Origin of the sequence: Arthrobacter sp. D5-1 (genome assembly GCF_017357425.1) — a bacterium.
Taxonomy (GTDB): domain Bacteria; phylum Actinomycetota; class Actinomycetes; order Actinomycetales; family Micrococcaceae; genus Arthrobacter.
The window spans coordinates 413,667-427,666 of the sequence record NZ_CP014571.1 but is presented as its reverse complement, the minus strand read 5'-3'; the positions used below and the strand labels follow the sequence as shown (position 1 = coordinate 427,666).

14 protein-coding genes are annotated in these 14,000 nt (G+C 63.1%); 5 read left to right on the top strand and 9 right to left on the bottom strand.

From position 1 onward, the window contains the following. The first annotated feature begins 6 nt into the window (after window positions 1-6). Together AYX22_RS02055 and AYX22_RS02050 are read left to right on the top strand one after the other, a co-directional pair. A complete protein-coding gene (locus AYX22_RS02055) occupies window positions 7-630 on the top strand; it encodes an FMN-binding negative transcriptional regulator (protein WP_207595887.1) in 624 nt (207 codons plus the stop codon). Window positions 631-639: 9 nt separating this feature from the next. Beyond that, a complete protein-coding gene (locus AYX22_RS02050; protein ID WP_207595886.1) occupies window positions 640-1,059 on the top strand; it encodes a VOC family protein in 420 nt (139 codons plus the stop codon). Between the two features lie 11 nt (window positions 1,060-1,070). Here the strand turns inward: AYX22_RS02050 and AYX22_RS02045 are convergent, their stop codons facing one another. Then, window positions 1,071-1,586, bottom strand: a complete 516-nt coding sequence (locus AYX22_RS02045) for a GNAT family N-acetyltransferase (protein ID WP_207595885.1) — start codon at window positions 1,584-1,586, stop codon at window positions 1,071-1,073. Further along, window positions 1,583-2,053 (bottom strand): SRPBCC family protein, encoded by a 471-nt coding sequence (locus AYX22_RS02040; protein WP_207595884.1) that lies wholly within the window; start codon window positions 2,051-2,053, stop codon window positions 1,583-1,585. Before AYX22_RS02040 ends, AYX22_RS02045 begins: the two co-directional genes overlap by 4 nt. Before the next feature lie 133 nt (window positions 2,054-2,186). Here AYX22_RS02040 and AYX22_RS02035 point away from each other — a divergent pair, with 133 nt between their 5' ends. Beyond that, window positions 2,187-3,260, top strand: a complete 1,074-nt coding sequence (locus tag AYX22_RS02035; RefSeq protein ID WP_207595883.1) for an FUSC family protein — start codon at window positions 2,187-2,189, stop codon at window positions 3,258-3,260. Between the two features lie 75 nt (window positions 3,261-3,335). On the opposite strand, the gene AYX22_RS24285 is transcribed toward AYX22_RS02035, so the two are convergent. Both AYX22_RS24285 and AYX22_RS02025 read right to left on the bottom strand, forming a co-directional pair. Continuing rightward, window positions 3,336-5,078 (bottom strand): sigma-70 family RNA polymerase sigma factor, encoded by a 1,743-nt coding sequence (locus tag AYX22_RS24285; protein ID WP_278251947.1) that lies wholly within the window; start codon window positions 5,076-5,078, stop codon window positions 3,336-3,338. A 168-nt stretch (window positions 5,079-5,246) separates the two neighbouring features. After that, a complete protein-coding gene (locus AYX22_RS02025) occupies window positions 5,247-6,026 on the bottom strand; it encodes an SDR family NAD(P)-dependent oxidoreductase (protein WP_207595882.1) in 780 nt (259 codons plus the stop codon). Between the two features lie 58 nt (window positions 6,027-6,084). Here AYX22_RS02025 and AYX22_RS02020 point away from each other — a divergent pair, with 58 nt between their 5' ends. After that, window positions 6,085-7,410, top strand: coding sequence for a BNR-4 repeat-containing protein (locus AYX22_RS02020; RefSeq protein WP_207595881.1), 1,326 nt, complete (start codon window positions 6,085-6,087; stop codon window positions 7,408-7,410). Window positions 7,411-7,466: 56 nt separating this feature from the next. Here AYX22_RS02020 and AYX22_RS02015 read toward each other — a convergent pair whose 3' ends face one another. From AYX22_RS02015 to AYX22_RS02000, 4 genes are read right to left on the bottom strand one after another with little or no spacing between them, the layout of a single operon-like run. After that, window positions 7,467-9,305 (bottom strand): IucA/IucC family siderophore biosynthesis protein, encoded by a 1,839-nt coding sequence (locus tag AYX22_RS02015; protein WP_207595880.1) that lies wholly within the window; start codon window positions 9,303-9,305, stop codon window positions 7,467-7,469. After that, the gene (locus AYX22_RS02010) at window positions 9,302-9,892 is read right to left on the bottom strand and encodes a GNAT family N-acetyltransferase (protein ID WP_207595879.1); all 591 of its coding nucleotides are present in this window, start codon (window positions 9,890-9,892) and stop codon (window positions 9,302-9,304) included. Before AYX22_RS02010 ends, AYX22_RS02015 begins: the two co-directional genes overlap by 4 nt. Next, entirely contained in the window at window positions 9,889-11,244 is a 1,356-nt protein-coding gene (locus tag AYX22_RS02005) for a lysine N(6)-hydroxylase/L-ornithine N(5)-oxygenase family protein (protein ID WP_207595878.1), read from the bottom strand. The genes AYX22_RS02010 and AYX22_RS02005 overlap by 4 nt, the downstream gene beginning before the upstream one ends. Continuing rightward, on the bottom strand, window positions 11,241-12,803 hold the full coding sequence (locus AYX22_RS02000) for an aspartate aminotransferase family protein (protein WP_278251946.1): 1,563 nt from the start codon (window positions 12,801-12,803) through the stop codon (window positions 11,241-11,243). The genes AYX22_RS02005 and AYX22_RS02000 overlap by 4 nt, the downstream gene beginning before the upstream one ends. A 296-nt stretch (window positions 12,804-13,099) precedes the next feature. Here AYX22_RS02000 and AYX22_RS01995 point away from each other — a divergent pair, with 296 nt between their 5' ends. Then, window positions 13,100-13,477, top strand: coding sequence for a hypothetical protein (locus tag AYX22_RS01995; protein WP_207595877.1), 378 nt, complete (start codon window positions 13,100-13,102; stop codon window positions 13,475-13,477). Between the two features lie 49 nt (window positions 13,478-13,526). Here the strand turns inward: AYX22_RS01995 and AYX22_RS01990 are convergent, their stop codons facing one another. Further along, window positions 13,527-13,955 carry a hypothetical protein gene (locus AYX22_RS01990; protein ID WP_026541746.1) on the bottom strand — a complete coding sequence of 143 codons (429 nt, stop codon included), beginning with the start codon at window positions 13,953-13,955 and terminating at the stop codon, window positions 13,527-13,529. Window positions 13,956-14,000: the final 45 nt, after the last annotated feature.

The window sequence follows — 14,000 nt, the reverse complement described above, 5'->3', positions numbered from 1 at the left end:
AAAACCATGTACACACCAGCACACTTTGCCCCCTCCCCCGACACCGTCGAGTCGCTGCTCCGGCACGCCGGAGCAGCCAACCTCGTGACCATGACAGAGGACGGGTTGCTTGCCACCCTCCTGCCGTTCGTCTACGAACCCTCGATCGGTGAGCACGGTGCACTGCACGCGCACATGGCCCGCAACAACACCCAGTGGTCTTCAGCTGCTGTCGGTGAGGCTCTCATGATCGTGCAAGGCAACGATGCCTACATTTCTCCGTCCTGGTACGCCTCCAAAGCGGCGCACGGACGGGTGGTGCCCACCTGGAACTACTCCACGGCCCACGTCTACGGTGAACTGGTGATCCACGACGACGCCGAATGGTTGGGCCGGCACGTGCGGCGCCTGTCGAACCAGCATGAGGCCGGCATGCCCAAACCCTGGACCGTTGACGAAGCACCCGAACGGTTCATTGCCGGTCAGCTAAAGGCGATTGTCGGCGTCGAACTCGTCATCACCCGGGTGGAAGCGAAGACGAAACTCAGCCAGAACCGTACTCCGGCTGATGTTGACGGAGTCATCGCGGGACTCCGGGCCCGTGGCGACTCGGCGAGCGCAGCCGATGTGGAACGCGCGCGGACCTCGTAGACTCGGCGCATGCGTGAGGTTGCTTCGGAATCCCCAAAACCCAAGGGGTCCATCCACCACCTGGAGATCTGGGTGCCGTTCCTTGAGAGGGCAAGGGAAGAGTGGGGCTGGTTGCTGGGCGAGCTCGGCTACCAGCCCTTCCAGGAGTGGCCCACGGGGTGCAGTTGGAAGCTTGGCGGCACCTACGTTGTGGTGGAGCAGACGGATGCCGCCACTGCAACAACCCACCGCCGCACTGATCCGGGGGTCAATCATGTGGCCTTCCACGCAGGCACACGCGAAAATGTGGACCGGATCAGGGCGCTCGGCGCGGATGCAGGCTGGTACGAAATGTTCGAGTCCAAATACCCGCACGCCGGCGGCCCGGACCACTACGCTGCCTACCTGCTCAACACGGACAGCTATGAGGTGGAGCTGGTAGCGGACTGACGGTGCCGGGGCTACCTGGGCGGGACAGCTGGACGCCACATCGCTACCCGCGGCCAACGGGTCAGGCCCAGCCCAGCCTCGTGCTCCATCAGGCGGGTCAACTGCGGACCCCAGCTGCCGGCGTCGAGCACCTCGAAGCCAAGGCGGCGGTAGTACGGAGCGTTCCATGGCACATCCCGGAAGGTGCTCAGGGTTTGGCGCTGCATTCCATGGCCGCGGGTCCATACGCGGGCGGCATGCAGGAGCTCGCGGCCCAGGCCTTGGTGCGCGTAGTCCGGATGGACGCTGACCTGTTCCACATGCCCGGCCTCGTCAACGACATCAGCCAAGAGGTACGCCACCGGGTAGTCGAGCCCGTCGACGGAAACCCAGGCCCGGCCCGCTGCGGCGTAACCCTGCAGCTCATTGGTGGAGAGTGGCTCGTCGTCCGCGACTGAATCCATTCCCAACGCCCGGAACGCCTGGCCCGCGGCACGCTCGATGTCCTGCAGAATCAGGAGATCGTCCGCATGCGCGAGCCTGATCATTGCCGGGCGTCCAGTGCCGGGGGTGCCTGGGCCACCAGGAATTCGTTGCGCTTCTCGATCAGGTTTTGCATGTAGCGGCCCAGGACCAGCTTCTCCACCAAGCGGCCCAACGGTCCGAAGGGGGCAGCGAATTCGATGGTGTCCACCATGAGCGTCCCGCTGCCGTCCGGCCGAAACTCATGCGTGTGGCGGAGGTACTTGAAGGGGCCCTTCACCTGTTCATCCGAGAACGACGCCGGCGCCTCCATCTGCGTGATGCGGCTGGTCATGCGGAACCGGACTCCGAGGTGCCAGGCCTGCCAGGTGACGGTCTCGCCTTCGGAGATCAAACCAGTGGTGACCCCGTCCACTGCCTTCTCGCGGCTCTTGGTCATCGATCCCACATGGGCATCGATGTTGCGGGAGAGATCGAACAACTCCTGCGGCGGCATGGAGGAGCGGGTGCGGCAGACGAAAGCGACGGGCATACCTTGATCTTCCCAGACCTTCCCGGCTCCGTGTGCCCCATCTCGCTACGGCTTGTGACCGGGCTTATGGCGGCACAGTTGGCCATCCTGATAATTTTCAAGGGAGTCCCTCGATGATTGGTGGTGTTCCCCCGTGCCCGCAATCATCGCCCATGCCCGTGAACTCCATCGGCTGGGCCCGGCCAACAACGATCGCCTCTCCGCCGTCCGTGTTGCCCTGAGCGTCGCAGTCCCGGGACTGTTCCTCATTCTCATCGGCCGCCCGGACCTCATGATGTACGCCGTGTTCGGTGCGCTGACAGGGATGTACGGACGCAACGAAACGCATCAGCTCAGGCTCAAGCACCAAGCCCAGGCCGCCCTGTTCCTGGTGGGTGGGCTGACCATCGGGGTGTTCCTTTCCGTCCACCACATCCACTCGTGGTGGCTGGTGCTGGTGGCCACCCTGTTCGCCGGAGCTGGATCCCTGTATGCGGATGCCGTCCGCCTCAAGCCCATCGGCCCGTTCTTTGGCATCCTCGCGCTGGGCGCCTGCGCTTCGGTGCCAACCAACGTCCCACTCACGACGGCGGTGCTCATCGGGGCTGCGTCCGCCGCCTTGTCGCTGCTGGTTGGCTTCGCCGGGTGGTTCCGGCACCGTGGGTGGGAGTCCGGCGCCGTCCGCGACGTTCCCGTTCTCCGCGGCCCCCTCCGGCAGGGACCATTGGTCCAGGCGGCCATGGTTCATGCTGCGCGGTATGCCCTTGCTGTCAGCGTGGCCGGGGCCATCGGAATCCTCAGCGGCAGCGGCCATCCGCACTGGGCCATGGCCGCCGCGGCCGTACCCCTCGCTGGCGCCGATCTCCCCAGCCGCGTCCACCGGGGCATCCACCGCATCGTGGGGACGTTCCTCGGGTTGGCGGTGGTCGCCGTCGTACTTTTCCCCAGCCCGCTGTCGCCGCTCCAGTACTTCCCGGGCCACACCGCCGTGGTGTTGGCCGTGCTGGTGGTCCTGTGCCAGTTCCCTACCGAGCTCTTCATGGCGCGGCACTACGGGTGGGCCATGGTGTTCTTCACTCCCGTGATCCTGCTGATCGCCCAACTCGCGGCCCCCGTGGATCCGGGCGTACTGGTGATGGAGCGTGCCATCGAGACTTTCGTGGGAGCGGTGGTGGGCATCGCGGTGGCGGTGCTGGTGCGGGCTCCACGGAGTCGCGTGCTGCAGTAGCTGTCAGTTCTGGACGACCAGGTTGAAGTGTCATCCTCACCCGGTCCCCCCGCACTGGAGTCCAGTCAATGTTCCCTAGAAGGTGTTGGAGAATGTGGCCGTCTCAATACCGGTGCCGCTGAATTGGTAATCAAGGGTGGTTGTTTCCCCTTCGTCCTGTTTGGAGACGCCCAGCAAGAATTCCAACGCATCAGGGTCAACAGCATTGCTGCTGCACCGGAATTGCCTGGTGGCAGCGTCATCCGACGAACAGTTCCAGCCTGCCGGTTCGATCAGTTTTCCCGGGATCATGTCCGCGCCGGCAGAAATTGCGAACACAACTTCCGCATTGGAGGGCACCGGCCCGGGCTGAAGTGTGAAGGTGATGGTGATGTTGGTGTCCGAGGCCGTGGTCCCTGGTACAGCACGGAACGTGGCTGTTACAGCGGGCGCCGGTGATGGCGTGGCGGTGGAACTAGGGCTGGGCGTGGCCGTGGAAGTTGGACTTGGCGTGGCCGTGGGCGTTTGTGTCGAAGTTGGGCTTGGGGTCGGGGTTGCGCCCGGGAGCGGAACCAGTGCAGGGAGGGTCGGCGGCCCCGTCGGTGCGAACGTCGGAAACAGTGGGTTCTTCCAGGACGGCGAGGGGGCTGGAAACCCGCTGGGCGCTGGTTTCGTTGGTACGGGAAACGGAAACACGGCAGGCTTCTCTACCGCTCCGCTCGAGGGCGCATTGGGGGCCGGAAATTGAGGCTGATCCTGCTCCCCGGCTCCCGGGGCGGCTGGATCAGGACCGTAAGAAACTTGCCCTCGAGGAGTAGGAGATACCTCCGCCACTGGTACCTCAGCTGTGTTTGACCCTGCGCCACTCAACGCTACGGCTGCGCCCACCGACACTGCTGCCACGGCCATCACTCCAGCGCCTACCTTCAAGAAGAAGGCCATCTCCCTGTGCGGCATGCCATGCACCAAGCCGGCGCCCACCCCTGTTCCGGCGCCCACGGCCGCAAGCGCAGGGAAGACGGAGGTAAACGCTGCTCCTGCTACCAACGGGAAGACCACAGCCCGCATGGCCGATTGCACATCGTTGAGGTCAAGCAGCAAGGCAGTGCACTTGGGACAGCCCTCAAGATGTGCCCGCACCCTGTCCTGGCTGCGCCTCCTCAGCCCATCGCGGGAGTACGCACCCAACTGTGTTGAGTATTCTTCGCAGCTATCTCCAGTGGATGACGTGATGTGGTTCTGCAGGTACACCTGGCGCAGGCGTTCCCTCGCACGGAGCGCCAAGGCGGAAACCCCATTGGGGGTCAAGCCAATCAGCGGCGAAACCGCAGCGGGTTTCAGCCCCTCAATGTCTACATACCAAAGGACTTCCTGCCACCGTTCAGGGAGGGAACGAAACGCTTGGGTAACGGCCCTGGATTCGAAGTGGGCCACGGCAGGATCATCATGGAACACCGCTGAATCCAACACGAACGACTCAGCAGTAGGGCGGGTACGCGACGCCCCCCGATTGGTTTGATAGGCAAAACGCCGCACGGCTGTCAGCAGGTAGGCGCGGAAGAAAGTGTCGGGCCCCTTCCCCGCGGTGATGCTTTGGTAAACGGACGTGAAAGCGTCTGCCACGACGTCGTCAACGTCTGCAAAGTTGTTCACCTGCGCCGCTGCTACCTTCCGCGCCACCCCTTGGTGCCGCTCGAAGAGCACCTCGAACGCAGTCCGATGGCCTGCGCGAACCTGAAGGACCAAATCCATGTCGCTGTCAGCCACGGCACCATTGCCGTCTCCGCCGAAGCCTGTTCCGTGGCGCCCGTTGCTGTCCGCCGGTGCTGTTCCGCCCATGCTGCTGCCCGTTTCGGACACGGCATTCGTACACGGATCAACGAGACCTTCGTAAGGCCCTGTTTGCGGGGCCACGCTGCTGTACCCCCCGTGCGGCAGCCGCGCCCGGTGCCACACTCCAGCCCCAGCCTAAATCCGGAAGCCCCCCAAGTGAACACTTTGGCAGCCTTACGGCTCCAGCGGACGCCGTGGCGGGCCCGACGTCAGTTTTGCCGGCAGGACACGTGCGAAGAAGCTGACCACTTTGTACCTGCGCGTCGGAATGGAAACACCTTTGCCTTTGGCGTTGTCCTCCAGCCCTTCACGCACCACGCGCTCGGCTGTGAGCCACAGGAAACGGGGAGCCACTGACTTGTCCATTCCCATACGGTCATGGAATTCGGTATGCGTGAAACCCGGGCATACGGCAGTGACCTGAACGCCGGACTTGGCGTAGGTGATGTTCGCCCACCGGCTGAATGTCACCTGCCATGCCTTGGCCGCCGAGTAGGTGCCCCTGTTGGCAAACGCCGCCACGCTGGCGACGTTGATGATTCGGCCCTTGCCGCGGGCGAGCATGACTTCCAACGCCGCGTGGCACAGTTCCATGGGCGTCTGGACGTGGAGCCGCAGATGGCGCTTTTCTTCGTCCAGGTCATTCCTTTCGAACGACTTCAACAGCCCGATGCCGGCATTGTTGACCAGGACATCCACGGGCCGCGCAGCATCCCGCAAGCGGTCCGCCACCGCTGTAACTCCGACGTCGGTGGTCAGGTCAGCGGAAAGGACCTCCGCCGAGATACTGAAGTCGCGTTCGAGCGCTTCGGCCGTTTCTTTCAGGCGCTGTTCGTCGCGGGCCACCAGGACCAGGTGGTGTCCGGCTTCAGCAAGTTGTCGGGCGAATTCCGCACCGAGCCCGGCGGTGGCACCTGTCACCAGGGCAGTGAGTTCGTTGGCTCGAGTCGTCATGCGCCTAGACTAGTACCCACACTGGAATTGAAACGATGCAAAGCCGCAGAGGATTCCCATGGTCAACACCGTCCCATCACTGCACGTGCCACTACTCCTCAACAACAACGGCGCTTGGTGCTGGTTCCAGGACGAACGTGCACTGATAGACCCCGCGAACAACACCATGCTGGTGGGTTCGGTCGCCGCTCCGGAAGGTCCAGGGGGTGCCGAACGTGGCGGGAACATCGAGGTGGCGGTCTTGGACCTCGCCACCGGCCGGAGCCGCGTCCATGTGCTCCATGGGCGGCTGGAGTCCGATGACCACAATGCCCCGGCCCTCCTGATCCGGGCGGATGGTCGCTACGTGGCGATGTACGCCAAGCACAAGACGGACAATTACTCACGTTGGCGGATTTCTACACGCCCTCACGACGCCTCTGAATGGGAGCCGGAGCAGCACTTCGATTGGACCGAACTGGCCGACGGCCGTGGCGCCACCTACTCCAACCTGCATCATCTGCGCGAGGAAGACCGGGTCTACAACTTTGTCCGGGCCATCAACGACGATCCCACGCTGATGATCTCGGATGACCACGGCAGCACCTGGACCTTCGGCGGCAAGCTCTTCACCCGCCCCAAGATCGGCTACGTCAACGGGTACACCCGGTATGTCAGCAACGGCACGGACCGGATCGACCTCATCACCACGGACCACCATCCACGCGATTTCAACAACAGCATCTACCACGGCTATCTCCAGAACGACGCTCTCCACGACGCCGCGGGGAACGTGGTCAGCAGGCCGTTGACCGGCTCGGCGGGCATCAACCAGTCAGTCCTCACCACAGTTTTCGAAGCCGGAACAACGCTCGACGGCGACGTCCTCACCCACGGCTGGACTACTGACCTGCGCCGGCAGGGCACGGAACTTGCGGCCATCGTCACCTGCCGGGCCAACGACGTCAACGGTCCGCTGCAGCGGGAGCAAATGCTCGACGTCGACGATCACCGCCTGCTGTACGCGCGCTTCGATGGCGTGCGCTGGGAGCTTCATCCGCTCGCCGTCGCCGGCCCCGGCCTCCTGCCGCACGAGCAGGACTACACCGGGCTGGGCGCCGTGGACCCCCATGACCTGAACCGCGTCTACATCTCCACACCTGTGGATCCGCGGACGGGCGCCACCACTGCGCACTACGAGATCTACCGGGGCGTCACGTCCGATTCAGGTGCCGGCTGGACATGGGAAGCCATCACGGAGGGATCCACGGTGGACAATCTCAGGCCCATGGTGGTCCCGGGCGATCCGTCAGTTCACGCACTGTGCTGGTTCCGGGGATCGATGACGTCCTCGCAGGCTTACCAAACGGAGATCATGGCGCTAATTTCCTCGCCGAGGGGTTAGCTCTCGACTCTCTCAACACTTGAAAGTGCCGAAAGCCAACCCCTCGCGGGACCTGACTAGGCGAACTTCGCCAGCGGGTTCGCCAGGCGGCCTGCCATCTGGAGTCCACCGGAGGGATCAGAGATGTCGAGCATCTGCTGGTTATTGCGGAGCTGCAACCTGTTGAGGCAGGAGAGCTCGAAGTCCGGGGCAAACAGATCATGCATGGCGAACTGGTCTGCAAGTTCCGGGTGACGCTGCTGGTACTCCCGCAGGACGGCGGCGGCAGTCCCCCAGAACTCGTCCTCGCGCAGTGTCCCGTCCTCCACAAGGATTGCTCCGAGGAAACGGAAGATGCAGTCGAACACGTCCGTGAAGATGGCCAGGACCATTTCCTCTGCGGGGATCTCGGCCTTGATGCGCGAGACTTCCTCCGGCAGTTCCAGCCGCTCCCCCATCACCACGATTTCCTCGGCGATGTCCTTCATGATCGCACGGACGGGCACACCGTCCTCGAGGATCAGGATCACATTCTCGCCATGCGGCATGAACGCGAGCTCGTACTCGAAGAGGCAATGGACCAGCGGCACGAGATAAGCCTCAAAGTAGCGGCGAAGCCACTCCGTGGGAGCCAGGCCGGAGCGTTGAATCAGCGATGAAACCACAGATTCCCCTGCGGCATCCACATGCAGCAGGGAAGCCATGGTGGCCAGCTGCTGCCCATCCTTGAGCAACGGCAGCGGACTTTCCCTCCACAGGGCCGAGAGCATCTTCCGGTAGGGCGAACCCTTGGCCGAAGCAGCCTCGTAGTAGTGGTTGTGGTAGCCGATGGCCGCGGTTTCACGGATCATGGCCAGGCCCCGGTTCTGGAGCTCCTGGTCATTGCCGATCAGTTCCTGCAGCCAGTCATTGATGGCCGGCGTCGCCTTCATGTACTGCGGGGATAGTCCCCGCATGAAGCCCATGTTCAACACGGACATGGCCGTCTTCACATAGGCCTTCTCCGGGTAGTCGGTGTTGAAGAACGTACGGATGGACTGCTGGGCCTGGTACGAGTCTTCACCGGTGCCCAGGTTCACGATGTGGCGCTGGGCGATTTCTGCCGCGAACGTCACCGTGAGCTTGTTGTCCCACTGCCACGGGTGGACCGGCATGAGGAGGTAGTCCTCGGGATTCAAGCCGGAAGCGGACAGTTCCGCGTTGAACCACGCAAGCGTCGCGGGCCCGAGTTCGGCCTCAAAATGCGTCCGGTAATCCAACCCTGCGCTGGACGTAAACACAGCTTTGCTGCGATGCACCGCGATCCACTGAAGTTTCACCGTGGCACCCGTTTCCGGCGCGAACGCATGGTAGTCGGTAATCCCGAAGCCTAAACGGCCGTTGTTGGCCACAAAGCACGGGTGGCCCTCAGTCATGCTGTGTTCAATGGCTTGGAAATCCGCGGCCCGGTCAGTGCCGCCGCTGACGCCGGCAGCCAACTGCGCGGCACTGAACGGCTTGCCCTGCTTGTAGGCGTGGCTGGCCAACGTGCTGCTGATCTCCTCCAAGTACACGGGCAGCATTTCCTGGCGGATGGCCAACGCCTCGTGGAATTCGGCAATGAAGTCCAAGGCGTCCACCGGAAGCTCTTCACCGTCCCGCAGCCGCGAGATGGAGTCTCCGGAGACGGACCAGTGCTCCAGTTGGAGCACCCGGGCACGGAAGCGATATTCCGTAGCGTCGTCATCGCTCACTACCTTGTAAAGCCCGACGCCGTTGCCCTCCTCCCGGATCAGCTCCGGAACCAGGATGCGTTCATGCGAGAACTCGGCGATGGCCTTCCGGACCAGGTGCCGGTTGGCAATCGCCCACCGTTCAGGGGTCAGGTGGGATACGGAATCAACCGCAGTGGTCACGGTATCGGCTGTGGTGGTCATAGGGATTCTCCTCTGGTCGCCGCGGCAGGCGCGGCCAGAATCGGGGTGAGGGTGGCGAGGAAATCCTCGCGCGTGCAGAAGCTCAGCAGGCCCTGCTTATGGTCTTCGGCAGGATCGACGGCGGGAAGGGTCACCACACCGTGCGGCCGGAACCCCACCTTCTCGTTGAGAACATGGATCTTGTGGTTGCGGGCGTCAGGTTCGACGACGACCCGCCGGGTTGCGGGGTCCGCGAACAGTTCGGCCATGACGGACTGCATGACGGCGGTGGTGAAACCAGGCTGGGGCTCGCCGGTGGGAGGTGACACCAGGAGGTGCATGCCGACATCGCCTTGACGGACCTCGTAGACGTCCGCCAACGGCGAAGACTCCGGCCGGTACCGTTCCATCAGGAAGGCAGGGGCGCCGTCGTCGAGCCCCAGGAACGCCTGGTGGTGGCCGGACTCAGCGATCTTCGAGTACTCCTCCACCACGTCCTGCTCGGTGGCCGAAACCATGCCCCAGAACCGGGCGTATTCTTTGCTGACCCAGCTGTGGAGGACAGGTGCATCCGTTACCGGATCGACGGGACGGAACGTGAAGCTCATACGGTGGCCCCAGCGGTTTCGGGGACGGCGGCAGGTTCTGCGGCAGCCGCCGGAGCGGGTGCACCGAACTGCTGGAACGCGATGCTGCGCTCGATCGGGTAGACCTCATGGCCGGTGATTTCCCTCAGGATGCACGAGTTGCGGTAGGCGGCCATGCCAAGGTCAGGCGTCACAAATCCGTGCGTATGCAGCTCGGCGTTCTGGACGAAGATCTCGCCGGGTTCCACCCCGGTGCCGTAGTTGCGCTCGACGTCGAACCGGCCTTTGGCGTCGCGGCGGATCCGGTCCTGGATGCCTGCCAGGAAGGTGGGCTCCTTGTAGGTGTAGCCGGTGGCCAGAACCACGGCTTCGGATTCCAACGAGTAGCCCTGGCCGTGTTCCTCGTGGTGCAACTGGAGTGTGTGCGTGCCGGTGGTGGCATCCCACTCTGCGGCAGTGAGCGAGGAATGCGTGTGCAGTTGGGTGTCCACCATGCCGGAGAGGCTCTTGGTATAGAGGAGGTCGTAGATGTCGTCGATCAGGTCCGAGTTGATGCCCTTGTACAGGTTCTTCTGGCTCTTGATCAGCGAATCGCGCTGCTCGCCGGGAAGCGAGTGGAAGTAGTCAACGTACTCCGGCGACGTCATCTCCAGCGTGAGCTTGGTGTACTCCAGCGGGAAGAAACGGCCCGAGCGCGTCACCCAATTGAGCTGGTAGCCATAGACGTCGATTTCCTGAAGCAATTCGTAGTACAACTCCGCAGCGCTCTGGCCACTGCCCACGATGGTGATGCTGCGCTTGGACTGCAGCTCACTCTTCCTCGACAGGTAGTCGGCGTTGTGGAGGACAAGTCCGCCAGCCTCCACTATGCCTGCACAGGAGTCCGGGATATACGGGGATGTGCCCGTGCCCAGAACCAGCTTGCGGGCGCGAAGCACCTCAGCGCCATCCGGACCCTGCACAGAGAGCCGGTACACGCCGTCGTCGTACGTCACATCCAGCACATCCGTGCTAAAACGGACGGAATCCAGCTGCCCGGCCACCCACTGGCAGTACTGGTTGTACTCGGCACGCAGCGGGTAGAAGTTCTCGCGGATATAGAAGCGGTAGAGACGCCCCGTCTGTTTCAGGAAGTTCAGGAACGAGAACGGCGATGTCGGATCAGCCAGCGTTACGAGGTCCGCCATGAACGGCACCTGCAGGTGGGCCGGCTCGAGCATCATGCCCGGGTGCCAGTCGAAGGACTCGCGACGGTCCAGAAAAACACAGTCCAGGTTGTCGACCGGCTCACTCAGCGCGGCCAGGCCCAGGTTGAAAGGCCCGACGCCGATGCCTGCGACGTCGTAGATCTTGCCGTTGTCTTGGGTGCTCACGCTGCAGCCTCCGTGGTGTTCGCCAGCAGGCTGTCGCCCGTCCGGCGGATAAGTTCAATGATTTCCTGGATGTCCCTCAGGCTCGCCTCGGCGTTGAGGAGGGTGAATTTGAGGTAATGGCGGCCAGCAACTTTGGTGCCGGCAACCACGGCCTCGCCTGAAGCGAAGATGGCTGCGCGGATGGCGGGGTTGAGTACATCTGCAGTGTCGTCATCGAGGGGTGCACCATCAACCATTGGGCGGTAGCGGAACACCAAGGTGCTCAACTGCGGTGCGGCAGCGAGCTCGAACTCGGCGTCATCAGCCAGCAGGGTGCCCACCCGGGCGGCGAGGTCGATCGCTTCGTCGAAGAGCGCACCAATGGCGTCGGCACCCATGATGCGGAGGGTCAGCCATAGCTTCAGGGCATCGAAGCGGCGCGTTGTCTGGATGCTCTTGTCCACCTGGTTGGGGATCTCGGCCTTTGCGGCGCTTTCCGGGTTCAGATAGTCCGCGTAGTAGGTCACGTGTCCCATCATGGAGCCGTTGCGAACCAGGACTGCGCTGGAGCTGACGGGCTGGAAGAACGTCTTGTGGAAGTCCACCGTGACGGAATCCGCCAGGTGGATGCCGTCCAGGAGGTGCCGGTGGCGGCCGGACACGATGAGCCCGCCACCGTAGGCGCCGTCCACGTGCAGCCAGGAATCATAGGCGCGAACCAACGCGGCCATTTCGGACAAGGGGTCAACCGAACCGAAGTCGGTGGTCCCGGCAGTGGCCACGACAGCCATCGGCACCAGGCCGGCGTCGTGCGCTTCCGCCAAAGCAGCCGCCAGAGCGGTGGGGTCCATGCGGTGGTCTTCGGTGGTGGGGACCGCGATGACGGCGTCGAAGCCCAGGCCCAGCATGGAAGCGGACTTTTGGATGCTGAAGTGGCTGTCCGCGGACGTAAAGATCCGGAGGCGGTCAAGAAGGTGGGGCAGGCGCGCGCCCCCATTCGTCACGCGCAGTTTGGCGACAGCGTGGTTGCGGGCAATCAGCAGCGCCTGGAAGTTGGACTGGCTGCCGCCGGACGTGAACACGCCATCAGCTTCGGCGCTGAACCCGATGCGCTCGGCGGTCCAGTCAATGAGGCGGCGCTCGATCATGGTGGCTCCCGCGCTCTGGTCCCAGGTGTCCATGGAGGAATTCACGGCCGAAAGCACGGCTTCTCCTACCAGCGCAGGGATAACCACCGGGCAGTTGAGGTGCGCAGCGTAGCGGGAATCATGGAAGTAGATGGCGTCCTTAAGGTAGAGCTCATCGAGCTCTTCCAGGGCCGCAGCCGTGTCCGGCAGCGGACGTTCAAGGTCCACAGCGCCAACCTTGGCTTTCAGTTCAGCGTGCCCGACGCCGGTAAACGGCTGGGTGGTCCGCTGGACCTTGGTGGAGACAGCGTTGACTCCCTGGAGAACCTGCGCGACGTAGCTGGGCGAATTTCGTGCGTTGAACAGCTGGTTGGTGGCAGCGAGGGCCAGTTCCACTTTGGAGCCAAAATCCTGCTCCTGAGCGATCCGCTCTTCGACACTGGGTGACGTCACGTCAGCTTCCTTCCATTGCGTTGGGGCGCTTGTTAGCAAGGTAAGCCTTACTTAGGTAAGCCTTTCCGTCAAACTTTTGTGACCTATTTCGCTCAGAAGGCGCTTTCTCGCCTGTGTACCGCCCAGTTGCGCGTCATTGACTTTCTTTCAGACTGCATTGGGTGCAAAATGTGGCACTCTTTTCGGCCATGGAGTGTCGGCAATGGGCCATGCCTGGGCGTCGCTCTTCCTTGTCGGGCTTCGCGACTACAGGAGTAGAGTGCAAGGACTATCCGCAGTCAACGGTTGGGGGACCTATGAAGGACCACGTCCACGAGCGCATCGGCTTCCGCGAAATCGACGAGCATGGCAACGCTGTGCAGGCCGTCAGCCCCCATGTGCCGGAGCCTGCGGACCGGGAACGCAAGCGGACTCCATTCAACCCGTTCATCATTGCGTTGTGGGTCATGGACGCCGGCTTGGCCTGGCTTGGAGTCTGGGCGCTGGCTACGTCAGTCGGTGCGATAGTGAGCTCTCCGCAATTCGTCCAGCCCGCCGAATCCGCCGAAGCAGCCCAAATGAAGTTCATCCTGCTTTCCAACGCGCCCTACGTACTGCTGGCCGCCTTGCTGATCACTGCGGGCCTGCTGTTCTGGCACGCGGTTCAGTGGCAAAAAAAGCGGCCGACCAGGTAGTGGATACCTGACCGACCGCTTCAGCGTGGTATTTGCTTGAGCTGACTGGTTACAAAACCGTGGCCCCCAGGACGCACTTGATCTCCGTGGCAGGCTTGGTCACCTCTGCGTTGGCTACCCAGTCAAGGGCTTTGCCCGCTGCGGCGTCCTTGAAGGTTTGCTCTCCGCGGGCGAGGACGGCCGAGGTTTTCGGATCCACCCAACTGACGGTGATCTTGACCGTGCCCTTGGTTCCCTCGGGAGGAGTCACGGTCCCCTTTGCCGTCACCTTTCCCTGCGCAGTATCGCAGGACGTCATTTTGGTGGCCTCGATGATGCCGGTGCCCGGGTTGGCAGGTTTTGCCTCACCGGTGGTGGCGGCCTGGGTTGTAGTTGACGACGGCGATGTCCCCGCCTCGTTGCTCGGGGACGATGAACAACCGGCCAGTGCGGCTGCCGAAACCAGCACTCCCGCAATGCACGCAACAGTCTTCTTCATGGTGTGGCTACCTGGTTCTTTCTGGGTTGTACGTTTGTTGAAAAT

Bases quoted from the DNA above. Each gene is read 5' to 3' on its own strand.
- AYX22_RS02025 (WP_207595882.1), bottom strand. From the start codon at position 6,026: ATGACGACTCGAGCCAACGAACTCACTGCCCTGGTGACAGGTGCCACC.
- AYX22_RS02040 (WP_207595884.1), bottom strand. From the start codon at position 2,053: ATGCCCGTCGCTTTCGTCTGCCGCACCCGCTCCTCCATGCCGCCGCAG.
- AYX22_RS02020 (WP_207595881.1), top strand. From the start codon at position 6,085: ATGGTCAACACCGTCCCATCACTGCACGTGCCACTACTCCTCAACAAC.
- AYX22_RS24285 (WP_278251947.1), bottom strand. From the start codon at position 5,078: ATGGGCGGAACAGCACCGGCGGACAGCAACGGGCGCCACGGAACAGGC.
- AYX22_RS01995 (WP_207595877.1), top strand. From the start codon at position 13,100: ATGAAGGACCACGTCCACGAGCGCATCGGCTTCCGCGAAATCGACGAG.
- AYX22_RS02050 (WP_207595886.1), top strand. From the start codon at position 640: ATGCGTGAGGTTGCTTCGGAATCCCCAAAACCCAAGGGGTCCATCCAC.
- AYX22_RS02015 (WP_207595880.1), bottom strand. From the start codon at position 9,305: ATGACCACCACAGCCGATACCGTGACCACTGCGGTTGATTCCGTATCC.
- AYX22_RS01990 (WP_026541746.1), bottom strand. From the start codon at position 13,955: ATGAAGAAGACTGTTGCGTGCATTGCGGGAGTGCTGGTTTCGGCAGCC.
- AYX22_RS02055 (WP_207595887.1), top strand. From the start codon at position 7: ATGTACACACCAGCACACTTTGCCCCCTCCCCCGACACCGTCGAGTCG.
- AYX22_RS02045 (WP_207595885.1), bottom strand. From the start codon at position 1,586: ATGATCAGGCTCGCGCATGCGGACGATCTCCTGATTCTGCAGGACATC.
- AYX22_RS02010 (WP_207595879.1), bottom strand. From the start codon at position 9,892: ATGAGCTTCACGTTCCGTCCCGTCGATCCGGTAACGGATGCACCTGTC.